Source organism: uncultured Brevundimonas sp., assembly GCF_963977465.1.
In the GTDB taxonomy this organism is placed as follows: domain Bacteria; phylum Pseudomonadota; class Alphaproteobacteria; order Caulobacterales; family Caulobacteraceae; genus Brevundimonas.
On record NZ_CAXBOQ010000008.1, the window covers coordinates 1 to 26,537 of the forward strand.

The following is a 26,537-nucleotide window of genomic DNA, read 5'->3' on the forward strand; positions in this document are numbered from 1 at the left end:
CCCGACACACGATTGAACCGCCGGCCCCCGCAAGGAGGCCGGCGGTTTTCGTTTGGGATCAGGGCGGGTGGCTGGTCAAAGTCGGGGAGGGCGGCTATCCCGACCGCCTGTTACTGAAGGGATCCTGAATGCGCGTCGCAATGATCGGAACCGGCTATGTCGGCCTGGTGTCGGGGGCCTGTTTCGCCGATTTCGGCCATACGGTTTGCTGTGTCGACAAGGATCCGGCGAAAATTGACCGTCTGAACCAAGGTCAGATACCGATCTTTGAACCCGGTCTGGACGACCTGGTGGCCAGCAACGTGCGGGACGGCCGTTTGAGCTTCGCCATTGACGGAGCCGAGGCGATCCGGACGGCGGACGCGGTCTTCATTGCCGTGGGAACGCCTTCGCGCCGTGGCGATGGCCATGCCGACCTATCCTATGTCTATGCCGCTGCCGAGGAGATCGCCGGTCTGATCGACGGCTTCACCGTCATCGTTACAAAATCGACCGTTCCGGTCGGCACAGGCGACGAAATCGAACGTATCATCCGGGCGCGCCGTCTCGATGCCGAGTTCGCGGTGGTCTCCAATCCCGAGTTCCTGCGCGAAGGGGCCGCGATCGAGGACTTCAAACGGCCTGACCGGGTCGTGGTCGGGACCGAGGACGACCGGGCCCGCGTCGTCATGACCGAGATTTACCGGCCTCTGAGCCTGAACGAGACGCCGATCCTGTTCACGGGTCGCCGGACCAGCGAACTGATCAAATATGCGGCCAATGCCTTCCTGGCGCTGAAGATCACCTTCATCAATGAGATGGCGGACCTGTGCGAGGCGGTCGGAGCGGATGTGCAGCAGGTTGCGCGCGGCATCGGTCTGGACAAGCGGATCGGCTCGAAATTCCTGAACGCCGGCCCGGGCTATGGCGGGTCCTGCTTTCCCAAGGACACGCTGGCCCTGGTGCGCACCGCCACCGATGCCGGCAGCCCTGTCCGGCTGGTCGAGACCACGGTTCAGGTCAACGACGCGCGCAAGAAGGCCATGGCCGATCGCGTCGCTCTGGCGCTTGGCGGCGAGCTTGCGGGCAAGACCGTGGCCCTGCTGGGCCTGACCTTCAAACCCAATACCGACGACATGCGGGACTCCCCGGCGCTGGACGTCATCCCGGCGCTTATTGCCCGCGGGGCCACCGTTCAGGCTTTCGATCCCGAGGGTATGGAGGAGGCGGCCCGATTGCTGGATGATGTCCAGTTCAAGGATGGCCCCTATGAAGCGGTCGCCGGGGCGGACGTGGTCGTCATTCTGACCGAATGGAACCAGTTTCGCGCCCTGGACCTCGATCGCGTCAAATTGCTGATGCGGAAGCCGGTGATGGTCGATCTGCGCAATGTGTACCGCCCGGACGACATGCAGGCCCGTGGCTTCGCCTATACGTCGATCGGCCGGGGCTAGAGCGAAATCGGTTGCGTTGGACGAGGGCCAACCCGGCTCGCATTTCGCTCCGGTTTGAATCTGAATCCAGAAATGGACTAGCGGGCGGCTGTCCGGATCAGGCTGGTTGTGTGCTCCCCGGACTCACCGGGTGATTGATCGAGGACCGCCCGGCCGGCCCCGATCACCAGGGTCGCCGTCAGGGCGGCGGCGGCGATGGCAATCGCCGCCAGCTTGACGCCGTTGATGAATTCCTTGTGGTCAGGCCGCACCGCAGTCCCCCGGATCGATAGTCTGACACACGGAGCATGAGGTCGCGTGATTCGCAAATCACGGAACAGCGTGCGGTCGGGGAGGGCGCGCTCAGGTCGCCCAATTGCAAGGGCGGGCGGCACCTTGGTGCCGCCCCGCCCTGCATTGATCGAACGTGGGAAGCCCTAGCCGCGGAACGGACGGATCACGATTTCCACACGACGGTTCAGCGACTTGCCCTCGGCCGTGGCATTGGAGGCCACGGGTTCATTTTCACCGCGGCCGTCGACATAGAGGCGATCGGCCAGAACACTGCGGTTAACCAGGTACTGGGCGACCGAAGAGGCCCGGCGACGCGACAGGTCGAGGTTATAGTCATCGGCCCCGTCGGAATCGGCATGGCCGATGATGTCGATGGTCGACTGATCATACCGGTTCAGGACGCCGGCCACATCGTCGAGCGTGGCATAGAAGCGCGGGGTCACGTCCGACTGGTTCGAGGCGAAGGTGACGTCCGACGGCATGCGCAAGACCAGGTTGTCGCCCTGGCGGGCGACGCCAACGCCGGATCCGGACAGTTCGGCTTCCAGCTCGCGCTGTTGACGGTCCATATAGGCCCCGACGGCCGCGCCACCGAGCGCGCCGATACCAGCACCGATCAGGGCATTCTTGCGGCCCTGTTCGCTGTTGGAGGTGTTGGTCAGATAGCCCAGCAGGGCCCCGCCGATGGCTCCACCGATCGCGCCCGTCGCCGTATTATTGCGCCGCGGCGTCGAGCTGTAGGGGTCCATGGTCGTGCAGGCCGCGCCGCCGAGCAGAATGGCGACGCTGGCAGCGGTCAGATAAAGCTTGGAGCGCATGGTGGATGTCCTTTGGGTTCGGGGAATCTTCAGCCGCGAAAACGTCAGCTCACAGTGAAGGTTCCATTCTGTACCGTGGATGAATGGCTGGTCGGCTGCCAACTTTGCCAAGTTCGGACAATGGGGCGTATGGGAATACCTCCCGCCGATATCAAAGGTCACGACCGTGAGTACGTCCCTGAACGCCTCTACCGCAGGAGCCGCCAAGCGCGGGTCGATCGCGCCGGTCTCGATGGCCCTGTATGATGCCGACTTCCAGAGTTTTGCAGACGCCCTCGGGGCATCGTTCAAACGCTACGGGTTCGCCGTGCTTTCGGATCACGGACTGGACGAAGCGACGATCGAGGCGGCCATCGCGGACGCCAAGGCCTTTTTCGCCCTGCCGGAAGCGGTCAAACGTACCTACCATTTGCCGGGCACCGGCGGCGCGCGCGGCCTGACGCCCTTTGGTGTCGAGGCCGCCAAGGACGCCAGCGCGGTCGACCTGAAGGAGTTCTGGCACGTCGGCCGTGAGCTGCCGGAAGGGCATCCCTATCGTCGATACATGCGAGCCAATCTGTGGCCGGCCGAGATCGAGGGCTTTCAGCCGCATCTGTACGGCATGTTCGACGCGATGGATCAGCTGGGCCGCAAGATCCTGAAGGCGATCGCCCGCTATCTGCAACTCGGCGACGGTTTCTTTGAGGACAAGGTCCAGCTGGGCAACAGCGTCCTGCGGATGCTGCACTATCCGCCGGTTCCGGCTGACGCCCCGGGTGTCCGGGCCGGGGCCCATGAGGACATCAATGTGATCACCCTGCTGCTCGGAGCCGAGGAAGCCGGACTCCAGCTCAAGGACGCCGACGGCGAATGGCTGGATATCGCGCCGCCGCCTGGAGCCCTGGTGGTCAATATCGGCGACATGCTGCAGCGATTGACCAATCACGTCCTGCCGTCGACGACGCACCGGGTGGTCAATCCGGCCCCCGAACGCCGCAGCTTTGCGCGATATTCGACGCCGTTCTTCCTGCATTTCAATCCGGATTTCGTGATCGAAACCCTGCCGTCGATGGTGACAGACGGGAATCCGGACCGTTATGCCGGCAAGGCGATCATGGCCGAGGACTTCCTGATGGAACGCCTGCGCGAGATCCGGCTGATCTGACGGTCTAGCGGGAGATCCTTAGCTTGGTGATGTCCCGTCCGATGGCGTTGAAGGCCTCGGACAGTTCGGTGCCGCTGCCGGCGTCATAGAAGCCGCTGGCGGACGAGGCACAGTACTGGAGCAGGGCCTTGGCGTTGCCGCTGTTCCCGATCTGGAAGCCGACCGTATAGACGACGATGCCCTGGGCCTTCATCGAGTCGCACAGGGCCCGGCTCTGGGCATAGGGTTCGCCATTGTCCGGGTCACAGTTGTTGCTTTGGGCGTTGGGCGCATTGTAGCCCCGGGCCATCACCCCCTCGCAGTAGGGGGCATTGAACTCGCCGTCGGTCATGATGATCACGGCCTTCAGGGTCTCGGCGGTGTTGTAGGCGGCCCCCGCCGACGACGGCCACAGCGAGCCGAAATTCGGCGACACCATATACCAGCCCCAGGCGATGCCGATCTGACCGGCGGTCGAGCCGCTGACCGACAGATCATCGATGTTCGCCTTGATCCCGTTGATGCTGCTCGACAGCGGCTGGATGGTGCTTTCCATGCAGGTGCCGCGCGTGTCCGGATAGTTGCGGCCGACCCGGGCGGAACTGGTTGGGGCCGCGTCGGTATAGGCCTCTGTGCCGGTTCGTTCTGTGACGCAGTCGCTGATCCTGTGGGTGGTGAGGTTCCGGTACTCGTTCTCGAAGGCGAACCAGGTGCAGCCCTGCCGGGCGCACCACGACTCGCCGCCGGACCGGTAGGGTGACAGCTCGGTCGCATCCATATCGATGGTGTAGGTATCGGTCGTCGCGTTTCCGACCAGATGAATCCGGTCGTTGACCTGGGTCATCCCGGAGACGCCCGTGATGTAGACGCGATCGTTGTTGCGCAGGCCGTGTCGGGCCGAGGTGACGGTGAGGGAACAATCATTGTTCCCGCATTTCTGGACCCGTCCTGATCTCCCGGAGAGTCTGCCGTAGTTGCGACCGTCGATACGATTTCCGTTCTGATCGTTCAGCTCGAAGGTGTTGTTGCTCCGGTCCGCGACCACGAAAGCCCTGTTGTTGATCTGGGTCATGCCGCTGACGTTCGAGATCCAGACTACATCGCCGTTGGCAAAGCCGTGCCCCCGGGAGGTTATCTCGACGGGTCGCTCCCTCGTGGCCTTCCTGATGCTCTGTTGCGGGCCGGTGAGGTTCATTCCGATATCGGTGATCCTGGTCGAGCCGATGACGGTGCCGCGCACCGCGTTCAGATAACGCCCCGGATTGACCGAATAGGACCAGGGCACCAGGGCCACCCTTGAGTAGTAGGGCGTCTGGACGGGCTGCACGATCAGATCCACCAGGTCCTTGGCCGCAGCCTTCAGGTCCCACAGCTTCTGGCCTCTCATGGAGCCGGACATGTCCAGGACCAGGGCGACCTCGATGTTCCGGGACGACCGGTCGACCTCGGAATGGGCCCCGACCGGCAGGTAGTCGTCCATGAATTTGCCATAGGGCGGCAGGATGATGTTGGCGACCAGGGTCTTCACATCGACCTTGGAATTGGCAATCACCACGCTGTCGCTGGTCATGGTGAAGGTGGTCAGGTCTTCCCGCAGGATGATGTCCGGATAGGCCTGGAGGTTGGCCCGCAGGGCCGCCAGTCCGACCCGGGACAGGTCCGTGTCTGTCGTATAGGGCGATCGCGCGGCGGCCAGGGTGGCGGCGTCCAGGGCATCTTGCAGATTGACCCGAACCGTCGAGGCGCGGTGGATATCAACCCCGCCGAGCGTCATCAGCACCAGCACAGGCAAGGTGAGACTGAAGATCATGGCGACATTGCCGCGCACGTCAGATCGCAGCCGGCGGACGAAAGCCTTCAGGCCGGAAAGGAACGGGCGGTCACTTCGGTCTGCCATGGTCGTGAATCCAGCCATGTCGCCGGGCAGGATGGCCCGGCTATAAGCGCGCAAGCATGGGGCTGCGCGGTTAAGGCTTGATGATCCCCGGTGATCTGCAGGGAGCGGCGTTTGGTGACGCGCCGCTATTTCGAGATTCTGAGGCGCGTGATGTCGCGGCCGATGGCCTTGAAGGAATCGCTCAGATCGGCACCGCTGGCGGGCAGATAGGCATGGTTCGCACTGGTCGCGCACTGGGCCAGAATGGCGGCCGCGCTGCTACCGGACGACACCTGGAACCCTACGGTATAGACGATGATGCCCTGCGCCTTCATGCCGTCGCACAGGGCCCTGGCCTGATCGAATGAGTGGCCATTGGTGGCGTTGCAGTTGATCTTGTCCGTCGAGCCCCCCGACCCTGACAACGCATTCTGGGCGATCACGCCCGAACAATAGGGGGTGTTGTAATCGCCGTCGGTCATGATGATGACGGCCTTCAACAGATCGCGCTCGTTGCGAACACCCGCGCCGCTGGACGGCCAGAGCGCATTGAAATTGGGCGAGACCGTGTACCAGCCCCAGGCGGTGCCGATATGGCCCGCGGTGGACCCGTCATCCGACAGGCTGTTGATCAGGTTCTTGATCGTCGAGGTGTTGCTGGACAGCGGCAGGATCGACGCCGTCGGGCAGGTGTTGCTGCTGTTGGCGTAGTTGAAGCCGACCCGCGCCGACCCCGGCGATGCGTCGGTATAGGCCTGGGCCCCGATGCGTTCGCTGACGCAGGTACTCGCCGGCAGGGCGCGAATGGCGTTCGAGGGATTGCGGAACACCCGGTACTCACAGCCGTACTGGCCACAGTAGGACCGGCCCCCGGAGCTGTAGCTGCCCCAGTCCGCGCCGTTCTCCCGGATGGAATAGGTGTTGCTCGTGAGTTCGGTCACCTGATAGCCGGAACCATTGATCCCGGTCATGCCGCTGACGTTGGATATGTAGACGTAATCGTTGGTCGACAGGCCGTGACCACTGGCCGTGACAATGACCGAACAGTCCGAGAGCAGGCATTTGCGGGCGATGCCCGCCGAACTGTAGCTGCTGTAGCCATTGCCCGAGGTGGTGTTGACCGTCGACCAACTGGACCCGTTCCAAGCTTGCAGCGAATAGGAACTGTTATTGATTTTCACCACCTGGAACGCGCGGTCGTTGATCTGGGTCATGCCCTTGACCCCACTGACCCAGACCCAGTCGCCGGTGGCGAAGCCGTGCGAGCTGGATGTCACCACGCCGGGGCTGGCGCGGGTGATTCCCGAAATCGACCTGGATGATCCGGTCGTCCACGTGGCTCCGGTAATGCTGCGGTAGGAGGTCGGGGTTCCGCGGGCACTGTTGGCGTAGGAACCCAGGTTCACCCCCACGGCATAGGGAATAACCGACATCCGGGAGTAGAAGGGGGTCTGCACCGGCTGGACGACGAGATCGACCAGATCCTTCGCTGCGATCTTGAGGTCGGTCAGTCGCTGGCCGCCCATGGATCCGGTGATGTCCAGGACGAGGGCGACCTCAAGGTTCTTGGACGAGCGATTGACCTCGGAGTGGGCCCCGACCGGCAGGTAGTCGTCCATGAATTTGCCATAGGGCGGCAGGATGATGTTGGCGACCAGGGTCTTCACATCGACCTTGGAATTGGCAATCACCACGCTGTCGCTGGTCATGGTGAAGGTGGTCAGGTCTTCCCGCAGGATGATGTCCGGATAGGCCTGGAGGTTGGCCCGCAGGGCCGCCAGTCCGACCCGGGACAGGTCCGTGTCTGTCGTATAGGGCGATCGCGCGGCGGCCAGGGTGGCGGCGTCCAGCGCGTCCTGCAGATTGATGCGAACGGTTGAGGCGCGGTGAATGTCCACGCCGCCCACGGTCATCAGCACCAGAACAGGCAGGCTGAGGCTGAAGATCATGGCGACATTGCCGCGCGTCTCACGCTGGAAGCGGGCAGCGAAGTCCCGGGTGGCCCGGCCGCAGGAACGGATCCAGTTGAAGACGCCCATGATCTGGTCGTACGCCCCGTTCACGGGCACACAGCGACCCGTATTGGCCGCAGGATGGCGTGTTTCGGTTAAAGGAACCGATATCGGGAACGGTTAATGCGCCGTGGCCGTCAGCTCAGCCGTCAAGTTGTCAGGTCTCCCAGCCGCAGGACTTGCCGCGGTTCTGTTCGGTCAGCCAGACGTTGAGCGGGGCGAAATACTCTGTCACCGCCGAGGCATCGTTGCGGCTTTCGCCGGTGAAGGCGGCCATGGCTTCCGGCCACGGGCGCGACTGGCCCATCTCCATCATCGCGTTGAAGCGTTGGCCGACCTCTTCATTGCCGTAGATCGAGCAGCGGTGCAGCGGCCCGGTCCAGCCGGCCTGTTTGCAGGCGGCGCGCTGGAACTGGAACTGGTAGATGTGGGCCAGGAAATAGCGGGTGTAGGGCGTGTTTCCGGGGATGTGATATTTGGCTCCCGGGTCGAACGCTCCGGCCGGACGCGGTCCCGGCGGCACCAGGCCCTGGTATTTCAGCATGTCGGCCGACCAGGCGTCGTTGTAGTGGGCCGGGTCGGTCTTGCCGCTGAACACGTCCCAGCGCCAGCGGTCGACCATCAGGCCGAACGGCAGGAAGGCGATTTTGTCGAGCGCCATCTTCAGCAGGAACGGGATGTCCTCGGATGCGCCCGGCACCGTATCCAGCAGACCGATCTGGTTCAGATAGGTCGGGGTCAGGGCCGACAGACCGACGAAATCGCCGATCGCCTCGTGGAAGCCGTCGTTTGCCCCGTTCTTGAACAGGAAGGGCTGATCCTTGTAGGCGCGCTGATAGTAGTTGTGACCCAGCTCGTGGTGCACGGTGTAGAAGTCATCGGCGTTGACCTGGGTGCACATCTTGATGCGGAGATCGTCGCGGTTGTCGACGTCCCAGGCCGAGGCGTGACAGACCACCTCGCGGTCACGCGGCCGGGTGATCTGGCTGCGCTCCCAGAAGCTGTCGGGCAGGGGATCAAGACCCAGCGAAGTGTAGAAGCCCTCACCCGTGCGGACCATCTTCGTCGCGTCATAGTCGGCGCGGGTCAGCAGTTCGGTCATGTCATAGCTGGACGTGCCGCCGGTGGTCGGGGCTACGACGTCATAGATGTTGCCCCACTGCTGCGACCACATATTGCCCAGCAGATCGGCGCGGATCGGTCCGCTGTCGGGCTGGACAGCATCGCCGTATTTCGCATTCAGGCGACTGCGTACATAGCAGTGCAGGTTCTCGTAGAAGGGTTTGACCTGCTCCCACAGACGGTCGGTCTCGGCGGCGAAGGCGTCCGGTTCCATGTCGTAGCCCGCGCGCCACATCGCCCCGGTGTCGGCAAAGCCCAGGTCGCGTGAGCCTTCGTTGGCGATATCGACCATGCGGGCATAGTCGTCGCGCATGACCGGCGAGATGGTGCGCCAGCCCTCGTACAGGGCCTTGGTTACGGCCGGATCGCGGCTCTCGGCCAGCATGTCCGAGGCGTCGTCGAGGGTGATCTCCCGACCCTGATAGTTGAATTTGCCGGTGGCATAGGTCGAGTCCAGCCGGGTGGTGATCTCGGCCAGTTCCGTGGCGGCTCCCGGCCGGTTGGGGGCCGGCAGGACGATGCCGAGGCGCAGCAGGTTCAGCTTGCGGCGCACGTCTTCGGGCACCCGGACGTCATTGAAGCGTGCGGCTTCCGTGGCCAGCTGGACCTGAAGCTCGGTGACCTGGGCGTTGGCCCGCGATTCCAGCCACATGGTGTCGAAGGTGATGTTGGTAGCGCGCACCCACTGCACCCGTGCGGCATATTCAAACAGGTCAGCCAGTTTGGCCTCGGCGTCGGCGACGAAGGCGGTCGCTCCGGCGGCGGTGACGGGGAAGGTTTCGGCGGTGGCGGGGGCAGCCCCCTGCGGGCCGGTCGTGGGAACCGTCGCGCCGGTCATGCCTGCGCAGCCGACGGCGGCGATGGCGAGGGTGCAGGCGGCGGCGGCCGTCATCAACTGGCGCTTCATGGGGGTGTCCTCCGGTTCGCCGGGGTTACGATCCCCGGCTGAATTGAAGCGCCATTGGCGACAAGAGGGTCTGTCGCGTCAAGCTTGGCCGTTCAGCGAAGCACGCAGGCGGCCAGTCCATCGTTGCGCACCGTGCCCATCGCCGCCTGCACCCGCGAGGCCCGGCGACGGACATAGGGACCGGGCGCGCTGGCGCTGTAGCGGCGCGGGCTGGGCAGGATGGCGGCCAGCCGGGCGGCCTCGCGGGCGGTCAGGGCGTCGGCGCTCTTGCCGTACCAGTGGCGCGCCGCCGCCTCGGCCCCATAGACCCCCGGGGCCCACTCCGCGACGTTGAGATAGACCTCCATGATCCGGCGCTTGGACCAGACGGTCTCGATCAGCACCGTATAGCCGGCTTCCAGTCCCTTGCGGACCCAGCTGCGGCCCGGCCACAGGAAGACGTTCTTGGCCGTCTGCTGGCTGATGGTCGAGGCACCGCGCACCCGGCGACCCCGGGCATTATTGTCCATCGCCTTTTCGATCGCCGCGAAATCGAAGCCGTCGTGGGCACAAAATTGCGCGTCCTCGGACGCGATCACCGCTTCGACCAGGCGCGGGGAAATGTGATTGAGCGAACGCCAGCGGTAGGCGAGTCCCTTGCCGGTCGCAGCCTGGCTGACCATCAGCAGGGTGGTCAGCGGCGGCACGACCGCGTGGATCAACACGCCACCGATCGGCAACATAGCCAGCGCCAACAGCAGGATCAGCAGCGTTCGACCGAATTTCATGGTGTCAGACGTCCCCGTCGTTCGCGCCATGATCGCGATCCTGTCGCGCGACGCAAGGCGTCAGAGGTCGACGACCCCGGCCTGTCCGTCTTCACCGGCCCAGGCGGCGGCCCCGCCGTCCGCCCGCATGGCCAGGGCGGTGATGGCTCCGCCCGTGTCGGATCGAACGAAATTGAGGCCGCGACCGGCGGGGTCGGCGACCCAGACCCGCCCGTCGTTCAGCCCCGCGACCAGACTGCCGCGATCCGCCCGTGCCGCCACCATCGTCACCAGGCTGGACTCGTCGAAGCCGATCTCGGTCGCCTCGCGGCCCATCGGCCCGTTGCTGCCGGTGAAGGGCCACAGCACCACACCCTGGGCCCCGGCCGTGGCCAGCAGCTGGCCGTTGGACAGGAAGGCCAGCGACCGTACCTTTGACGGATAGCCGCCCATGCGCATGTTCTTGGCGTCCTTCAGCCGCCAGCCGTGCAGCTGGTTGTCCTGCATGGCGGTGACGACAAAGGCACCGTCGGGCGAGAAGGCCACGCCGGTGTGCGAGCCGGCCCATTTCAGCAGGGTCGGCTTCTGCTGGGCGATCCGCGCCAGCCACAGGGCCGCGCCGCCGTAGGTCGAGGTGGCGATGCGGCGGCCCTTGGGGTCGAAGGCGACGCCCGAGACGGTGCGCTCGTGGGTGAAGTCGCGGCGGAAGGCCGGGTCGGCGGCGTCGATCACCGACAGGGTGCGACCGGCGGCAAAGGCGATCAGTCCGGTAGTGGCGGCGGTGTCGAGCGCGTCAATCCACTGGCCCGGCGTCTCGACCAGGACCTGGCTGCCGTCGCGGCGGGTCCAGGCAACCTTGCCGTCGTCGCCACCGGTGACTACGCCGTCCCCGGACGGATGCACCGCCGCGCTGAGCACGGCCCCGTCATGGACCTCGAACCGTTCGCCGCCGGCGAAGCGGACCGAACCGTCTCCGAGGGCGAAGACCGCGCCGGTCCGGTCGAACAGAGCCGCAGTGACCTGGGCGTCGAAGGTGAAAGTGGTCGACATGGTTCTAGCCCTCGCCGAAGCCGGAGCCGGCGACGCGCGGCTGGCAGCGGATCAGCCGCGAGTCGGCCACGGCCGCCTGCCGATGGACGACCGCCAGCTGGTATTCGGGATCGCGAACCATGGTGATGAAGGCTTCCGCCGTCTCGTACTGGACGATGAAGGCCAGGTCCCAGGCTTCGTCCGCGGGGCCGATCAGGGTCAGTTCGGGCCGCCCCAGCCAGACTTGGCGGCCACCGGAGCGGGCGAATGGCGCGGCGGCGGCGCGGCCATAGGCGGCATAGGCCTCGGCTCCGGTCCGGGCGGCGACGTGGTTCGCATGGTCGGCGGGATAGGCCGCCGTCTCACGAAAGCGCACCAGATTGATCATGGCGATCGGCTGATCGGCGGGCAGGTCGCGAAAGGCCGCCATGGCCTCGCGGGTCGGATCGACGAAACCGGTCACGCCGCGCACGCTTCGAACCCGGCTTTCAGCGCCGCCTCGTCCAGATCGCGACCGATGAAGACCGCACGGCTCCAGCGCCGTTCGTCGGCTCCCCATTCCCGTTGCAGGTCGCCTTCGAGGATCATGTGCACGGCCTGGAACACCAGCCGCCGGTCCTCACCCTGGACGTCGATGATGCCCTTGGCGCGCAGGATGTTCTGACCCTGCTCGCCCAGCAGCCGGTCCAGCCAGGCGGTAAATTTCGCGCCGTTCATCGGTCCGTCGACCGACAGGGAGATGCCCTTGATGTCGTCCTCATGGGCGTGGCCGCGGGCCCCATGGCCGTGCCCGTGATGGTCGTGGCCGTGATCATGCCCGTGGTCGTGGTCATGACCGCAGTGTTCGTCATGGACATGGCCGGCCTCGCCATGGGCCGGATTCGCGAACTCGGGATTGATGTCGAGGATACGATCGAGATCGAACCCGCCCAGACCGAGGATCTGGTCCAGCGGCACCTCGGCGCGTTCGGCGCGGGTGATCGGGGCCAGCGGGTTCAGCCTGCGCAACCGCGCCTCGACGACGGCCAGTTCGACCTCGTTGGCCAGGTCGACCTTGTTGAGGATGATGCGGTCGGCGAAGGCCACCTGTTCGCGGGCTTCCTTCGAGTCGTCGAGCCGGGCCATAACATGTTTGGCGTCGACCAGGCAGGTAACGCTGTCCAGCTGCGTCTTGGCCTTGACGTCCTCGTCGACGAAGAAGGTCTGGGCCACGGGGCCGGGGTCAGCCAGACCGGTGGTCTCGACGATGATGGCGTCAAAGGCGGGGGCACCGGGTTTCTGGCGCTTCATCAGGCCGGAGACGACGCGGATCAGGTCGCCGCGCACCGTGCAGCAGACGCAGCCGTTGTTCATCTCGAACACGTCCTCGTCGGCCCCGACCACCAGATCGTTGTCGATGCCGATCTCGCCGAACTCATTGACGATGACGGCATAGCGTTTGCCGTGGTCGCCGGTGAGGATGCGGTTCAGCAGGGTCGTCTTGCCGGCACCGAGGTAGCCGGTCAGGACGGTGACGGGGATTTTGGCGGAAGCGGTGTCAGTCATGGACCGCTAGATGGCCGCTGCGACGCCGGATGGGAAGGGGGTCAGCAGGTCGGGCAGTCCGCCGAGGGTTCGGTTTCCAGCTGGATCGTCGAATGGCCGATGCCGAACCGGGACCGGATCAGGGCGTGGGCCTCCGTTAACAGGGCGGCGGAGTCCCCGCGATCATGGCAGATGTGGGCGGTCAGGGCGGTCTCGGTGGTCGACAGGCCCCAGACGTGCAGGTCGTGCACGGCGGTGACGCCGGGCAGGTCGCCGAGGGCGCTGCGCACCGCGTCGACGTCAACACCCGAAGGCGCGGCGTCCAACGCCAGATTGACCGAGTCCTTCAACAGGCCCCAGGTGCCGATCAGGATGATGGCGACAATGGCCACGCTGACGAGGGGGTCGATGATCGACCAGCCGGTGATCCAGATCACCGCGCCGGCGATGACCACCCCGATCGAGATGGCGGCGTCGGCCATCATATGCAGATAGGCTCCGCGCGCGTTCAGGTCCGAATGCTGGTCACGCATGAACAGCAGGGCAGTCGCCAGATTGATAACGAAGCCGATGCCGGCGACGATCATGATCAGACCGCTCATCACCGGTGCCGGTTCGGCCAGCCGCCGGACGGCCTCGAAGGCAATGGCCCCGGACGCGAAGATCAGCAGCAGGGCGTTGCCCAGCGCGGCCAGCACCGTGGCCTTGCCGTAGCCATAGGTCTTGCGCGACCCGCCGGCCCGGCGCGCCAGCCAGGCCGCCCCCCCCGCCATGGCCAGACCCAGCACGTCCGACAGATTGTGCCCCGCGTCGGCCATCAGGGCGGTCGAGCCGCTGAACACCCCGGCCCCGAACTCGACGGCGACGAAGGCGAGGTTGATGATCAGACCGACGGCGTAGCGCCAGTCGCCGGTGTCGACCGGTCCGTGGTTATGACCGCCGTGGCCATGGCTGTGCCCGCGGGCAGGGCCGTGGTCGTGGTCGTGATGATCGTGCAAAGCGGCCATGCGTCGGACTCTAGAGCCAGATCTTCAGAGAGGGAATCATCCCTAGTGCCGGTAGAGGAAAATGATTACGGCCAGCCCGATCAGGACCAGCCCCAGCACCGCGCCTTCATAGCGGGCCCAGCGTTCCAGCTTCAACAGCGAGGCCCCGGCCCGGGCCAGGCTGGTGAAGACGGCCATGCCCAGCACCGTTCCCAGCGCCAACACCAGGGTCAGCAGGGCCAGGGTCGGCAGGCCCGCCGTGGCGGAATGGAGATACAGGGGCAGCAGGACCTCGCCGGGCGAGAGGGCCATCATGGTGATGAGGCCCAGCATGGCGGTCCGGTCAGAGACGGCGGGCGATGGCGTGCGCAGGCTCGGGTCGTCCGGGGTCACCGCGTGGATCCACAGCGATCGCCCCAGATAGAACAGGCCGAACATCAGCAGCAGGCCGGCCGACAGATTGGGCAGCAGGCCGCGCACCCAGGAGTCCAGCGCCAGGGCGGCGACCACGATCAGCAGGCCGAACAGGGCCGTCGAGGCGATATGGGCCAGGCCGGCGGCGGTGACGGTGGCGAGGGATCGCTGCGCGCTCCAGCCCTGCGCCCGACCGACCAGAACAAAGGGCAGCCAGTGGGTCGGCAGGGCGGCATGCAGAAAGGCCGCGACAAATCCGCCGCCGAGCAGCGACAGAAGGACCGGGGGCTGCAGATCGGGCGGCGACATCGGCGGCTGCATAACCTGTTACTTTATAACGGTCGAGGGTTTTTCATCACGAATGAAGGCTGCGTCGGTCCAGCGGCAGGCCGGATGACCCCGGTCGACGCCGGCGCGCCACGGTCTGATAGACCAGCACCGATCCGCGCTCGAATCCCTTGGCGAACAGGGTAAAATAGATCAGCCACAACCGGGTCCGGGCGTCCCCGACGAGATCGCGGGCCTGATCACGGGCCAGGTAGAGGCGGTGTGACCATTCGCGCAGGGTCAGTTCGAAATGCTCGCGCAGATTCTCCACGTCCAGGGTCTCGAAGCCCGACCGGCCGAGGTTGGTGACGGTCATGCCGATGGTGTCCAACTCGCCGCCGGGGAAGATGAAGCGGGTGATGACCCGGGTCGTCGGTGTCGGGCGAATCGGGCCGCGCCCGCCGCGCCGCACCGAGGCCTGATGGAAATAGAGACCGCCCGGCTTCAACAGCCGGTGCATTTCGGCGAAATGCCGCTCGTGGTTGGCCAGGCCGACGTGTTCGAACATCTCGACCTGGGAAATGGCGTCATAGGTCACCGCGGGGTCGATCTCGCGATAGTCCTTCAGCTCCAGCGTGACCAGATGCTCGAGGCCGAGGGCGCTGACCCGGGCGCGTCCATGGTCGAGCTGGGCCTGGGACAGGGTCACGCCGTGCACCTCGACGCCATATTTCTGTGCAGCCCAGCAGGCCAGACCGCCCCAGCCGCAACCGACGTCCAGCAGCGTCTGTCCGGGAGCCAGTCGAAGCTTGCGACAGATCCGGTCCAGCTTCTCGGCCTGGGCCTGTTCGAGCGTGGCGTCCGGGCGGGTGAAATAGGCGCTGGAATAGGTCAGGCCCGGATCGAGGAACAGGGCGTAGAAGTCGTTGGAGACATCATAGTGGAAGCGGATGAAGTCCTGGTCCCGACGTCCGGCCTGTTCCGCGCCGATCCCCTCGCGCCCGGTGTCATCAAAGGCAGCCGGTGCCCGCTCCGCCCGATCCCGCCGCAACAGAAAGGGCAGGGCCTGCCGGGCCATCAGCCATTTGTCGACGCGGCGGGCCAGATGAACGGCGCGTCCGTGGTCCCAGCGATCGGCCGCTTCCAGCGGACTGCCGCCCTCGATAGCCAGACCGCCGGTCGCGAACAGCTCAAACAGGGTCATCAACCCTGGCTTCAGCAGCAGACGTCGGATGACGGCGGGGCCGGAAATCACGATCTGGATGTCGCTGCGCGCGCCCGGCCCCAGCGGCAGCACCTGACCGTCCCACAGCCGGACCGACAGGTCGGCCTGCAGATGACCGGCGACATGGGCGATGACCGTCCGCGCGGCCTGAATGCGGCGATCCGCTCCGTCCGTCATAAGGTGTGATGTTCCTCGGTTCGCATCCAGATTTGGCACGACGGCGGAAAACCGGCTAGGTCATCAGGCGAATTCGCGGGTTTCGCGGCCTTTCGGCCCCGTTTCACGTTGACTCCGCGAGCCTCGTCCGTATATGTCGCCGCTCTTCGCCCGCGGGGTTTGCCCGGCGGGCCATTCTTTTTTGCGTTTACGCTGAGGCTTCAAGATGTACGCGGTGATCAAGACCGGCGGCAAGCAGTACCGGGTCCAACCGGGCGACGTTATCGTCGTCGAAAAGCTGGATGGTGATGCGGGTGCCGAGATGTCGTTCGGCGACGTGCTCATGCTGGGCGGTGACAAGGGTGTGACCCTTGGCGCTCCCCTGATCTCCGGCGCTTCGGTCGCCGCGACCCTGGTGGAAACCCGCAAGGGTGAGAAGATCAAGATCTTCAAGAAGACCCGTCGCCAAGGCTATCGCCGGACCAACGGCCATCGCCAGATGGAATCGGTCCTGCGCATCACCGGCATCGCCGGTGCCGGCGAGACCGCCAAATGGGACGGCACGGTCGACCTGATGACCAAGGCCGAGATGAACCTTCGTGCCCGTGGCCTGGCCCCTCGCGTCGACGAGACCGAAGCCAAGCCCGCCAAGAAGGCTGCTCCGGCCAAGGCCGCCGCGCCTGCCAAGAAGGCTGCAGCGCCCGCGACCGAGAAGACCGAAGCCAAGGCCGCTCCCGCCAAGAAGGCGGATGCACCCAAGGCTGAAGCCAAGAAGGCTCCCGCCAAGAAGGCCCCCGCCAAAAAGGCGGACAAGGCCGGCGACGACGCCTAATCCGAGTTCAACCCGCACCGCAGACGGTGCGACGCGCGCAGGCGCAAACTGAAGAGTGACGGAGCAGACCTATGGCTCACAAAAAATCCGGTGGTTCGTCGCGTAACGGTCGCGACTCCGAGTCGAAGCGCCTCGGCGTGAAGAAGTTCGGCGGCGAGCGCGTGCTGGCCGGCAACATTCTCGTGCGCCAGCGTGGCACCACCTTCCACCCGGGTGACAACGTCGGCCTCGGTCGCGACCACACCCTGTTCGCCCTTGCCCACGGCGCGGTGAAATTCACCACCAAACGTGGCGGCCGTTGTTACGTCTCCATTATGCCGGCCAACGACACTGTGGCGATGGCCGCCGAGTAACGCGAAACGGATATCTCCCGGATCGCGCATGGCTCGAAGAGCTGCGATCCGGACCAGGGAATTTTTCCGCGGGGAGTCTGGGTCAACCAGGCTCCCCGTTTGCGTTTCCCCGCCTCGATGCCCGCCCGAGCCCTGATCCAAGGACGGCGGCGCACACTTCACGAGGCGCCCATGTGCGTGATCGAAATCTCTCCTGTCGTCGAGACACGGCGTCTGGTGCTGCGCGCGCCCCGCGTACAGGACGCCTCGCGTCTGGCCGCCCTGGCCAATGACATCGATGTCGCGCGCATGACGCTGCGCATGCCGCACCCGTATGCCGTCGGTGACGCCGAAGGCTTTATCGACTCGATCCAGGGGCAGGACCCCCGGCGCGGCGCGACCTTTGTGATCGATCATGAGGACCTGGGGCCTGTCGGCGTCATCGGTCTGTTCGAGGACGCCGATCCCGCGCCCGAGACGGGTTACTGGATCGGCCGGCCGTTCTGGGGGCGGGGTTTCGCCACCGAGGCGCTGGAGGGGGCCCTGGTCTGGGCCGGCCGTCACTGGAAGCGTCGGGCGCTGGTCGCCGGCCATTTTCCGGACAATCCGGCCTCGGGCCGGGTGCTGGAAAAGGCGGGCTTTCTGTACACCGGTGAGGTCCGTCGGGCGTTCAGTCGGGCCCGCGACGCCGAGACCGATATCCGCCGGATGGTGTGGCTGGCCTAGATCATTCCTGTTTCAGGTCGAAGCGGCCTGAACCCGGAAAATGCAGCGGATTATAGGGGGAGCGAACTCCGGGTTCTGACTGACCGCGTCAATCAGGACCCGTTTCGCTCTAGCCGAACAGGGCCGGGCTGAATACGGCGGCGGCGGCGATGGCCACACCGATCACCGTGGCGATGGCACCGGCGATAAAGGCCCCGGCCATGCGGGCACGACGCCGGCGCAGACCACCGGTCTTTACGGACCGGATCATCACCTGCGGGGTGCGGTCAAAGGCCTCGGAACCCGAGATATTGTGCTGGGACATGGACGCCTCCCGATAAACTGAATCCCCGACGGGGAGAGTGACCCCAAAGGCGGGGCCGATACGGCCAAAGGATGGCGAACGACGGTCGCCAACAGTTCTGTGATCGCCTTGGCCGTCTGGTCCTACGCCGGGAGTCCGGCGCAGCCTAGAGCGAAACCGGCTGAATTGGACGAAGGTCCAACCCGGCCGGGATTTCGCTCCAGTTTGAATCTGGATTACTTTTTGGGTTCAGGTCGATTCGACCGGAAACAAGATGGCCTAGCCACAATAGACCAAACGACCGCTGTAGGCGCGATAATAGCCACTGGACGGATCGTAGGAGCGATAGCTGGATCGGCACCAGGCCACCCTGCGCGGGTCCCGGCCGTCCCGGTAGTCGTTGTTCGAATAGACCAGATCCGGACGGCCGTAAGCTCCGTGCCAGGCCTCGCCCCTGCCGGTGTTTAGGGGGGCGTGGCCATAGCCGCGCCGGCTGGACGAATAGCCATACTGGCTGCCGCCATAGGATGCCGAACGACCATAGTAGGGATCGGTATGGCCATAGCCTGAATACCGGCCAGTCTGACCATAGCCGGCATTGTTCCAGCCATAGCCATAGCCCTGGGAGCGACGCTGATCGCGCCACGGTGCCGCGCAGTCGGTGCGGCCCGCGTCCCAGAAGGCGTCACAGCGATAGTCGCCCGGCCGGTCCAGCTGGCTGCGCCAGCCGGCGGTGGCCGAGGTCGACCTCCGGTGTGTGCGGGTGTGCCCATAGTCCCGACCGTAGTCCTGATCGTAGCCCCGACTGTAGTCCCGATCGTAATCGCGGCCGTAATCGCGGCCATAGTCCCGACTGTAGTCCCGCCCGTAATCACGGGACCCGGTATCGTAATACTGGGCCGCGGCCGGGGTAGCGGCCAGCGTCAGGGCGGTGACGGCCAGGGCGGCGGGCAACAGGGCGGGGCGACGCATGGTTAACTCCCGGAGATGGCCCGTCCTGATCGGGAGGGCCCGGTTGAACGCACGGACACTGTCTAGAGGGTGATATTCACGGTTCGGCCGCCGCGCGTTTCGACGCGGCGCATCAACACGACCCGCTCGCCTCCGGCGCTGACCGGGGTGATGACGAACCAGCCGCCGTCCGGCAGGCCGGTAAAGCTGAACCGGCCGTCGTTACAGGTCGTCGACCGCACAAAGGATCGGTAGTCGGCGTTGGGATCGGACACCGTACGGGCGCGCACGATCGCCTCGGGCACGGCGGCCCGGTCGATCGATCCGTACAGGATGCTGAATCGGTTCCGGGTATAGGGGGTGTCCGGCGTCAGGGCGACCGAGCCGGTGCAGTCATAGGCCTGGCCGTCGCGACGGTAGTCGACGCGTCCGTTGATCGCGGCCTGACCCGAAAACGCCGACCAGGCAAACGCCTCGGCATTGAAGGCGGTGGACACCGGAGGTCCATAGGGCGTCGAGCCGGTGGTCGGTGCGCAGGCCGCGCCAAGAACGGCAACGGCGGCGAGGGCGAGCAGGGGGCGGATCGACATGGGGCGGACTCCGGTAATTCGTCTGGCAGTCTATATCTTCATCACGCCTAACGCGGTGGCCAAGGTCAAGGTTGCGAGGTCTGTCTCTGTGGGCCAAAACCGCGGCCATGACCGGACGAGGTTCGGCACCGGAAGCGTCAGGATCGTTCATGCCCGTCACCTTCGCCGACATCCAGGCCGCCCAGCAACGTATCGCCGGTCAGGTCGACCGCACTCCGGTCCGCCATTCCCGGCGGCTGTCCCAACTGACCGGGGCCGAGGTCTGGGTCAAATACGACAACCTGCATTTTACCGGCTCGTTCAAGGAGCGCGGGGCGCTGAACCGGCTCAGCCAGCTGACGCCCGACGAACGCCGACGCGGCGTGGTCGCGGCCTCGGCCGGCAACCATGCCCAGGCCCTAGCCTATCACGGCGGTCGACTGGGCATCCCCGTGACCATCGTCATGCCCGTAGGGACGCCCTTCACCAAGGTCGACGGGACCCGCGCCCACGGGGCCACGGTGGTGATCCACGGGGCCGACTTCACGGCCTCGTCCGAGGAGGCCCGGCGACTGCAGGCAGAGAACGGCCATGTCTTTGTCTCGGCCTTCGACGATGAGGGTATTGTCGCCGGTCAGGGGGTCTGCGCCATCGAGTTCCTCGAGGATGCGCCGGATCTCGATGTCCTGATCATTCCAATCGGCGGCGGCGGGCTGATTGCCGGATGTTCGATCGCGGCCAAGGCGATCAAGCCGGACATCCGCATCTTCGGCGTCGAGGCGGCCATGTATCCGTCGTTCAGCGCCCGCCGGAACGGCGAAACTCCGAAATGCGGTGGTGCCACCATCGCCGAGGGCATCGCCATCAAGGCCGTGGGTGACATTACCTTCGCCCTGGCCGACCCGCTGGTCGAGGATGTGCTGGTCTGTGAGGAAGAGGATTTCGAAAAGGCCGTGGCTCTGTATGCGACGCTGGAGAAGACCGTCGCCGAGGGCGCGGGGGCCGGGGGTCTGGCCGCCCTGCTGGCCCACCCGGAACGCTTCCGCGGCAAGAAGGTCGGACTGGTGCTGTGCGGTGGTAATATCGACGCCCGAATGCTGGCCGTGGTCCTGAACCGCGAGATGGTGCGCGAGCGGCGACTGGTCGTATTCCGTATTCTCAGCGACGACCGGCCCGGCATTCTGTCGACGATGGCGGCAGTGATCGGGGACGTCGGCGGCAACATCATCGACGTCGTTCACAACCGTCTGGCGCTGGATGTTCCGGCCAAGGGCGCGGAGTTCGACATCATGGTCGAAACGCGCGATAGCGCCCATGCCGACGCGATCGGTGAGGCCTTGAAGGACAAGGGTTATGCGCTTCGGATGGGGTAGGGCTGCGGTCCTTTCACTGGGACTTGTGGTCGCGGCCTGCGGCGGCGATGCGGCACCGGATGCCGATCTGGCCGCCAACGCCCGGGCGGCCGAATTCTTCCTCGAGAACAACGCCCGCGCGGAGGGGGTCCAGACCCTGCCGTCCGGCCTTCAGTACAAGGTGATCGAATCGGGTCCGGCCGACGGGCAGAGTCCGGACGGCAACGATCTGGTCCGGGTCGACTATGAGGGCAGCCTGACCGACGGGACCATCTTCGACAGCTCGTTCGCCCGGGGCACCCCCTATGTGACTACGCCGGCGGACGTGGTCCCCGGCTGGACCGAGGCGCTGCAGCGGATGAAGGTCGGCGACGAATGGCTGCTCTATGTCCCGCCGGCCCTCGGCTATGGCGAGCGTGGCGGCCCGCCGAAAATCCCGGGCAATGCTGTGCTGGTGTTCCGCATCAAGCTGCTGGACGTGGCCCATACGCCCGGCGGCGGTACCGGTGTTGGCGCGGCCATGGGCTAGCGACCGAGGGGACCGGTCCACTCGGCCCTGACGTCGGGGTCGTCTTCCGCGGTGCTCCGTTCTGCAGCCAGAACAGCAAAGTCCTCGTCCGGCATCAGGCAGGACAGGGCCCAGACGGCCGCGCCGCGCACCAGCGGTGCCGGGTCATCGATGAGCCGTGTCGCCACGGGGATCAGGGCATCGTCCCCGCTGTTGCCGATCGCGTACAGGACATTGCGCAGGAATCGGTCGCGCCCGATGCGTTTGACCGGGCTCTTGGAGAACAGGGTGCGGAAGGCGGCGTCGTCCAGCTCGGCCAGCTCGGCCAGCCGGGGGCCGCTCAGGCCCTCACGGGCCTGCAGCCGGGCTTCGCGTGACGCCGCCGCGAACTTGTTCCACGGACACACCGCCAGACAATCGTCACAGCCATAGATGCGGCTGCCGGTCGCCGCGCGGAACTCGATCGGCCACGGACCGGGGAATTCTATGGTCAGATAGGACAGGCAGCGGCGGGCATCGAGCTGGAACGGGGCCGGGAAGGCCCGGGTCGGGCAGATGTCGAGACAGGCGGTGCAACTGCCGCAATGCTCGCTCTCGGCCGCGTCAGCCGGGATGTCGGCAGCGCTGAGGATGACGCCGAGGAACAGCCAGTTGCCATGCTCACGCGACAGCAGATTGGTGTGTTTGCCCTGCCAGCCCAACCCCGCCCGCTGGGCCAGCGGCTTTTCCATCACCGGGGCCGTGTCGACGAACACCTTGACGTCCTCGCCGGTCTTGGCCGCGATCTGCCCGGCCAGGGTCTTCAGCCGCCCCTTGATCAGCTCGTGATAGTCGTCGCCCCGGGCATAGACCGAGACATAGCCGGCCGAGCGGTCGTCCAGTTCGGGCAGGGGGTCGTGGTCAGGGCCGTAGTTGAGGCCGAGCACAATGGCCGTGCGGGCCTCGGTCCACATGGCGGTTGGATGGCTGCGGCGCTCGAGCGTCGTCTCCATCCAGCCCATGTCGCCGTGCCGTCCGGCCTCGACGAAATGCGCCAGCCGTTCGCCCGCGCTCCACGGCTCGGTCGCCGAGGCGAACCGGCAGGCGTCGAAGCCCAGGGCGTCGGCGCTGTCGCGGATGGATTGACGGAGGTCGGTCGCCATGGGCGTCGTTTGACGCGCCGCGCCCTAGAAGTCGAGGTCGGTATAGTGGGCCGACGGCTGCAGACCTTGGAACCGGTCCGACAGCAGGGGGCGGAAACAGGGGCGTGACTTCAGCTTCATGTACCAGGTCTTCAGCGCCGGATAGGTCTTCCAGGCGATCTCGCCGAAATAGTCCAGCACCGACAGATGGGCAGCGGCGACGATGTCGGCCTGGCTGAGGCGACGACCGGCGAGCCAGTCGCGCTGTGCCGCCAGATCCTCCAGCATCGCCAGGTGAGCACGCAGGGCCTCGCGACCTTCGCGCAGGGCCCGGGCCTCGGGCGGACCCAGACGCAGCAGGGGTTTTTCCATCCGCTCATGCAGCAGAACGGCGTCGACCTCATCCGTGAACCGGCGATCAAACCAGGTCACCAGCCGGCGGGCCTCGGCGCGTTCGACGGGATCCACCGGCAGCAGGAACGGTGTTTTTGAGCGATCTTCCAGCCAGCCCAGCACCGCGGCCGGTTCGCACAGTGTCAGGGCCTTGCCGACCTCGGAGGTCTGGACCACCGGCGGCATGCCTGACGGGTTGAGCTCGCCCAGCGGACAGCCCGCTTCCCACGGACGGACCAGGACTTCGGTCCACTCCACCCGGGCCTCGCCCAGGGCAAGGCGCGCCGTGCGCGAGCCGGGGTCGAAGGGAAAATGAAAAAGGACGCAGGCCGACATGCCAAATCCATGCGCCAGTGGGCGTTAATCGCTCGTTAGTGACAACGCCATTGTGACGGTCAGGACCACGGGCCGCGGGGGCCGGTATCGATTTCCGGCGCGGCGTCCGCATCGGGCTCTTCCGCGGTGGGTCCGGCGGGCGCAACCGCTTCGGGTTCGGCGCGACCGTGGGGGTCCGGGTGGATTAGGATGTCCGCCATGGGAAAGGCCGCCAGCAGCCGGTTCTCGGCCTCGACGATGATCGCATGCGCCGCCTCGAGCGTCAGAGCCGGGTCCATGTCGACGTGCATCTGGATCATCATCACCGATCCGGCCATCCGGGTCCGCAGCTGATGGACGCCGTAAATCCGCGGGTCGGACAGCACGGCCGTGGTCACGGTGATCCGGTCGCTGTCGGGCACCGCCCGGTCCAGCAGATGGTCGGCCGCGCCCCTCAACAGGCCCAGCGCGCCCCAGAACAGCCAGACCGAGACCACCAGACCGGCAGCCGCGTCGAGGCCGGGTGCGGCCAGAAACGCGCCCGAGATCACTCCGATCAGAACCACCGCATTGGCCGCAAGGTCGGCGGTGTAATGGGCCCGGTCGGCGGCGATGGCCATCGACGGGGTTTGCCGCATGGCTCGTGACTGCATCCACACCAGCCCCAGGGTCAGGATGGTCGAAATCAGGATGACGCTCACGCTCCAGCCACCGGCGGTGACGGGGCGTGGGTCAAAGATCCGCTGGATCGCCTCCCAGCCGATGAAGGTGGCCGAGGCAAACACCAGCCCGGCCTGGACCAGGGCGGCCAGGGCCTCGCCCTTGCCGCGCCCGAAGCGGTGCTGCTCGCCGCCCGGCGCGGCGGCCCAGCGTACGGCGACGAAGGTCACCAGCGAGGCCACGAGGTCGAGTGCGGAGTCCGCCAGCGAGGCCAGGATCGACACCGAGCCGGATGCGCCCAGGGCAAAGGCCTTGAGGACGATCAATATGACCGCCACGCCGACCGACAGGCGGGTGACGTTACGTGCGGCGGTTTCGGCGTCCGTGCGCAACGGGGTCGACGAGGGGGCAGGAGAGGTCATTGACGCCTTGTCGCCGATAGCCGCCGCCTTGCCAATGGCAGGACCGGGGACAGACCGATGACTTTTATCGATCTGTTAGGCTTACCGTCACCAAACGGCCGCATCATGGGCGGGTACTGGGATCAGACCCGGACGTGGAGGGCGGCTTGCAGACAATCGAAGACGTCACGCGACGCTGGATCGGACGCAACGAGGCGCTCGATCGTCTCGGGGTCAAGACCCAGACCCTCTATGCCTATGTCAGTCGCGGGCGGATCATTGCCCGCCCCGACCCCCTGGATTCACGGCGCAGCCTCTACGACGCCGAGGACATCGACCGTCTGAGTCGGGGCGAAGGCCCCGCGCTGCGCCCGGTCGCTGCGCCGGACCGGAGTTGTGTTCGGGGCGAGGCGGATATTGCCTCTTCGCTCAGCGTCGTGGCGGATGGACGGCTGTTCTATCGCGGCCTCGATGCGGTTCAGCTGTCACAGCAGGCCACGCTGGAGGAAATCGCCTGCCGGCTGTGGGGATTGCGCGACGCCCATCTGTTTACCGGCATCAAGCCGCGGCTGGACGGCGTCATCGGTGTCTCGATCCGGGCGCGGACCTTCGCCATCCTGTCCCGCCGGGCTGAAGAAGACGTCACGTCGCGAGCCTGCGATGCGGAGACGCTGAAAACCCAGGCGGCCTGCATTCTCAACGAAACCATCGACGCCGCCTCCGGGCCGGGCCCCCGGCTGCATTTTCACCAACGACTGGCCCGGGCGTGGAAGACGATCGATCGCGATTCCCACATGATCCGGCGGGCGCTGGTGCTGGCCGCCGACGACGAACTGGACTCGGCGGTTCTGGCGGTTCGCGCCGCCGTCGGCGGCGGGGCACCGCTCGCCGGAGCCGCCCTGGGCGGAATCACCACCCTGGTCGGTTCGACGGTCTTGCGGGACCTGACAGACGCTTCAGCCTGGGTCGTGGAGGCGCGGCGTGGCCCGGTAGAGGCCAGTCGACGCCGTCTGCAGGAGACCGGCAGTCTGCCGGGCTTCACGGCCGCAGCCGGAACCCATGACGCCGGACGGGCCGCCGCGCTTCTGTCGGCCGCCGACCTGCCGGCCGATCTTCTGGCCGTTCAACGGGCCGGCGAGGACATCGGTGGCGGTCAGCCGACCTTTGCCATGGCGCTGGCCATTATCGCTCGACGCCTGGAGTTGCCGCGCCAGGGGGCGGCGGACCTGTTCATGCTCGGTCGTCTGACCGGCTTGCTGGGCCATGCTCTTGATCAGGCGACGAACGGCTCGCCTATCCGGGCACGGCTGCGCTATGTGGGGCCTGAACCCGGCGCGAATTGATTCCGCCAGACTCTATCGGAGCGTTCATGGCGGACTGGCTGGCGGCAATCATTCTCGGCCTCGTGGAGGGGCTGACCGAATTCATCCCGGTGTCCTCTACGGGTCACCTGTTGTTGACCCAGAAGCTGCTTGGCTTGACGGATCCGCGCTGGACCTCGTTCATCGTGCTGATCCAGATGGGGGCCATACTGGCGGTCGTCGCCCTGTATTTTGCCCGACTGTGGAAGGTGCTGATCGGGCTGCCGACCGATCCGAAAGCGCGCCATTTCGCCATCAGCGTGCTGATCGCCTTTCTGCCGTCCGTGCTGGTCGGTCTGCTTCTGTACGATTTCATCAAGCTGGTGTTGTTCGACAGCGTGACGGTGATCTGTGTGTCGCTGATTGTGGGCGGCTTCGGACTGATAATTCTTGAACGGTTCGCTCCGGTACCGAGCGCGGACGACGCCATGAGCCTGTCCTGGAAACGCTCCCTGGGAGTCGGCCTGTTTCAATGTTTGTCAGTTGTCCCGGGCGTGTCCCGCTCAGGGGCGACCATTGCCGGCGGCCTGACCCTGGGTCTCGACAAGCGTGCAGCCGCTGAATTTTCCTTCTTTCTGGCCATCCCGACCATGGTCGCGGCTTCGACCTGGGACATCGTTCAGAGTGGGGCGGCGATTGACTGGAGTTTCGGCGAAATCATTGCGATCGGCTTTGTCGTGTCATTTGTGAGCGGCTGGGTCGTGGTCAAGGCGATGGTCGACTTCGTCGCCCGGCACGGCTTCACGCCCTTCGCCTGGTGGCGGATCGTCGTCGGCGTGATCGGCCTGGGACTGGTCTGGGGCGGAGTGATCTAGAGCGAAC

The 26,537-nt window shown here is 65.9% G+C and carries 27 protein-coding genes; 9 read left to right on the forward strand and 18 right to left on the reverse strand.

What is annotated here, in order from left to right; genetic code table 11:
- The first annotated feature begins 128 nt into the window (after window positions 1–128).
- Window positions 129–1,433: a UDP-glucose/GDP-mannose dehydrogenase family protein gene (locus AAC067_RS15115; RefSeq protein WP_339933685.1), complete on the forward strand. Its 1,305-nt coding sequence runs from the start codon at window positions 129–131 to the stop codon at window positions 1,431–1,433.
- A 77-nt stretch (window positions 1,434–1,510) separates the two neighbouring features.
- On the opposite strand, the gene AAC067_RS15120 is transcribed toward AAC067_RS15115, so the two are convergent.
- Both AAC067_RS15120 and AAC067_RS15125 read right to left on the reverse strand, forming a co-directional pair.
- Complete coding sequence (locus AAC067_RS15120; protein WP_339933686.1) at window positions 1,511–1,684, reverse strand: hypothetical protein; 174 nt, start codon at window positions 1,682–1,684, stop codon at window positions 1,511–1,513.
- Between the two features lie 165 nt (window positions 1,685–1,849).
- On the reverse strand, window positions 1,850–2,524 hold the full coding sequence (locus AAC067_RS15125; protein WP_339933687.1) for an OmpA family protein: 675 nt from the start codon (window positions 2,522–2,524) through the stop codon (window positions 1,850–1,852).
- 232 nt (window positions 2,525–2,756) lie between these two features.
- Here AAC067_RS15125 and AAC067_RS15130 point away from each other — a divergent pair, with 232 nt between their 5' ends.
- Entirely contained in the window at window positions 2,757–3,668 is a 912-nt protein-coding gene (locus AAC067_RS15130) for a 2-oxoglutarate and iron-dependent oxygenase domain-containing protein (protein ID WP_339933774.1), read from the forward strand.
- Between the two features lie 4 nt (window positions 3,669–3,672).
- On the opposite strand, the gene AAC067_RS15135 is transcribed toward AAC067_RS15130, so the two are convergent.
- The 10 genes from AAC067_RS15135 to AAC067_RS15180 all read right to left on the reverse strand — a co-directional run bounded on the left by AAC067_RS15135 (window position 3,673) and on the right by AAC067_RS15180 (window position 15,932).
- Window positions 3,673–5,544, reverse strand: a complete 1,872-nt coding sequence (locus AAC067_RS15135; RefSeq protein ID WP_339933688.1) for a ubiquitin-activating E1 FCCH domain-containing protein — start codon at window positions 5,542–5,544, stop codon at window positions 3,673–3,675.
- Between the two features lie 125 nt (window positions 5,545–5,669).
- Window positions 5,670–7,586 (reverse strand): ubiquitin-activating E1 FCCH domain-containing protein, encoded by a 1,917-nt coding sequence (locus tag AAC067_RS15140; protein WP_339933689.1) that lies wholly within the window; start codon window positions 7,584–7,586, stop codon window positions 5,670–5,672.
- A 106-nt stretch (window positions 7,587–7,692) separates the two neighbouring features.
- On the reverse strand, window positions 7,693–9,564 hold the full coding sequence (locus tag AAC067_RS15145) for a M2 family metallopeptidase (protein ID WP_339933690.1): 1,872 nt from the start codon (window positions 9,562–9,564) through the stop codon (window positions 7,693–7,695).
- 92 nt (window positions 9,565–9,656) lie between these two features.
- Window positions 9,657–10,361, reverse strand: coding sequence for a monofunctional biosynthetic peptidoglycan transglycosylase (gene mtgA, locus AAC067_RS15150; RefSeq protein ID WP_339933691.1), 705 nt, complete (start codon window positions 10,359–10,361; stop codon window positions 9,657–9,659).
- Window positions 10,362–10,391: 30 nt separating this feature from the next.
- On the reverse strand, window positions 10,392–11,360 hold the full coding sequence (locus AAC067_RS15155) for a WD40 repeat domain-containing protein (protein WP_339933692.1): 969 nt from the start codon (window positions 11,358–11,360) through the stop codon (window positions 10,392–10,394).
- 4 nt (window positions 11,361–11,364) lie between these two features.
- Window positions 11,365–11,802, reverse strand: a complete 438-nt coding sequence (locus tag AAC067_RS15160; RefSeq protein WP_339933693.1) for a DUF1330 domain-containing protein — start codon at window positions 11,800–11,802, stop codon at window positions 11,365–11,367.
- On the reverse strand, window positions 11,799–12,884 hold the full coding sequence (locus AAC067_RS15165; protein WP_339933694.1) for a GTP-binding protein: 1,086 nt from the start codon (window positions 12,882–12,884) through the stop codon (window positions 11,799–11,801). The genes AAC067_RS15160 and AAC067_RS15165 overlap by 4 nt, the downstream gene beginning before the upstream one ends.
- A gap of 41 nt (window positions 12,885–12,925) precedes the next feature.
- Window positions 12,926–13,870, reverse strand: coding sequence for a cation diffusion facilitator family transporter (locus AAC067_RS15170; RefSeq protein ID WP_339933695.1), 945 nt, complete (start codon window positions 13,868–13,870; stop codon window positions 12,926–12,928).
- Between the two features lie 42 nt (window positions 13,871–13,912).
- Window positions 13,913–14,572 (reverse strand): hypothetical protein, encoded by a 660-nt coding sequence (locus AAC067_RS15175; RefSeq protein ID WP_339933696.1) that lies wholly within the window; start codon window positions 14,570–14,572, stop codon window positions 13,913–13,915.
- 46 nt (window positions 14,573–14,618) lie between these two features.
- Window positions 14,619–15,932, reverse strand: a complete 1,314-nt coding sequence (locus AAC067_RS15180; protein WP_339933697.1) for a cyclopropane-fatty-acyl-phospholipid synthase family protein — start codon at window positions 15,930–15,932, stop codon at window positions 14,619–14,621.
- A 205-nt stretch (window positions 15,933–16,137) separates the two neighbouring features.
- Between AAC067_RS15180 and rplU the strand changes: the two genes are divergently transcribed.
- The 3 genes from rplU to AAC067_RS15195 all read left to right on the forward strand — a co-directional run bounded on the left by rplU (window position 16,138) and on the right by AAC067_RS15195 (window position 17,801).
- The gene (rplU, locus tag AAC067_RS15185) at window positions 16,138–16,743 is read left to right on the forward strand and encodes a 50S ribosomal protein L21 (protein ID WP_339933698.1); all 606 of its coding nucleotides are present in this window, start codon (window positions 16,138–16,140) and stop codon (window positions 16,741–16,743) included.
- 71 nt (window positions 16,744–16,814) lie between these two features.
- The gene (gene rpmA / locus AAC067_RS15190) at window positions 16,815–17,096 is read left to right on the forward strand and encodes a 50S ribosomal protein L27 (protein ID WP_339873168.1); all 282 of its coding nucleotides are present in this window, start codon (window positions 16,815–16,817) and stop codon (window positions 17,094–17,096) included.
- 171 nt (window positions 17,097–17,267) lie between these two features.
- On the forward strand, window positions 17,268–17,801 hold the full coding sequence (locus AAC067_RS15195) for a GNAT family N-acetyltransferase (RefSeq protein ID WP_339933699.1): 534 nt from the start codon (window positions 17,268–17,270) through the stop codon (window positions 17,799–17,801).
- 109 nt (window positions 17,802–17,910) lie between these two features.
- Here AAC067_RS15195 and AAC067_RS15200 read toward each other — a convergent pair whose 3' ends face one another.
- The 3 genes from AAC067_RS15200 to AAC067_RS15210 form a co-directional block, all read right to left on the reverse strand.
- Window positions 17,911–18,105 (reverse strand): hypothetical protein, encoded by a 195-nt coding sequence (locus tag AAC067_RS15200; RefSeq protein ID WP_339933700.1) that lies wholly within the window; start codon window positions 18,103–18,105, stop codon window positions 17,911–17,913.
- A gap of 258 nt (window positions 18,106–18,363) precedes the next feature.
- Window positions 18,364–19,056, reverse strand: a complete 693-nt coding sequence (locus AAC067_RS15205) for a hypothetical protein (RefSeq protein WP_339933701.1) — start codon at window positions 19,054–19,056, stop codon at window positions 18,364–18,366.
- A 62-nt stretch (window positions 19,057–19,118) separates the two neighbouring features.
- Entirely contained in the window at window positions 19,119–19,625 is a 507-nt protein-coding gene (locus AAC067_RS15210) for a hypothetical protein (RefSeq protein ID WP_339933702.1), read from the reverse strand.
- Window positions 19,626–19,774: 149 nt separating this feature from the next.
- Here AAC067_RS15210 and AAC067_RS15215 point away from each other — a divergent pair, with 149 nt between their 5' ends.
- A complete protein-coding gene (locus tag AAC067_RS15215; RefSeq protein WP_339933703.1) occupies window positions 19,775–20,977 on the forward strand; it encodes a threonine ammonia-lyase in 1,203 nt (400 codons plus the stop codon).
- On the forward strand, window positions 20,958–21,485 hold the full coding sequence (locus AAC067_RS15220; RefSeq protein WP_339933704.1) for an FKBP-type peptidyl-prolyl cis-trans isomerase: 528 nt from the start codon (window positions 20,958–20,960) through the stop codon (window positions 21,483–21,485). Before AAC067_RS15215 ends, AAC067_RS15220 begins: the two co-directional genes overlap by 20 nt.
- On the opposite strand, the gene queG is transcribed toward AAC067_RS15220, so the two are convergent.
- The 3 genes from queG to AAC067_RS15235 are packed head-to-tail and all read right to left on the reverse strand — an operon-like array spanning window position 21,482 to window position 24,375.
- The gene (gene queG / locus AAC067_RS15225) at window positions 21,482–22,606 is read right to left on the reverse strand and encodes a tRNA epoxyqueuosine(34) reductase QueG (RefSeq protein WP_339933705.1); all 1,125 of its coding nucleotides are present in this window, start codon (window positions 22,604–22,606) and stop codon (window positions 21,482–21,484) included. The two genes, AAC067_RS15220 and queG, sit on opposite strands and share 4 nt — an antisense overlap.
- 24 nt (window positions 22,607–22,630) lie before the next feature.
- On the reverse strand, window positions 22,631–23,314 hold the full coding sequence (locus AAC067_RS15230) for a glutathione S-transferase family protein (RefSeq protein ID WP_339933706.1): 684 nt from the start codon (window positions 23,312–23,314) through the stop codon (window positions 22,631–22,633).
- Between the two features lie 59 nt (window positions 23,315–23,373).
- Window positions 23,374–24,375: a cation diffusion facilitator family transporter gene (locus AAC067_RS15235; protein ID WP_339933707.1), complete on the reverse strand. Its 1,002-nt coding sequence runs from the start codon at window positions 24,373–24,375 to the stop codon at window positions 23,374–23,376.
- Between the two features lie 146 nt (window positions 24,376–24,521).
- Here AAC067_RS15235 and AAC067_RS15240 point away from each other — a divergent pair, with 146 nt between their 5' ends.
- Window positions 24,522–25,697 carry a citrate/2-methylcitrate synthase gene (locus tag AAC067_RS15240; protein ID WP_339933708.1) on the forward strand — a complete coding sequence of 392 codons (1,176 nt, stop codon included), beginning with the start codon at window positions 24,522–24,524 and terminating at the stop codon, window positions 25,695–25,697.
- A gap of 26 nt (window positions 25,698–25,723) precedes the next feature.
- Window positions 25,724–26,530 (forward strand): undecaprenyl-diphosphate phosphatase, encoded by an 807-nt coding sequence (locus tag AAC067_RS15245; protein ID WP_339933709.1) that lies wholly within the window; start codon window positions 25,724–25,726, stop codon window positions 26,528–26,530.
- Window positions 26,531–26,537: the final 7 nt, after the last annotated feature.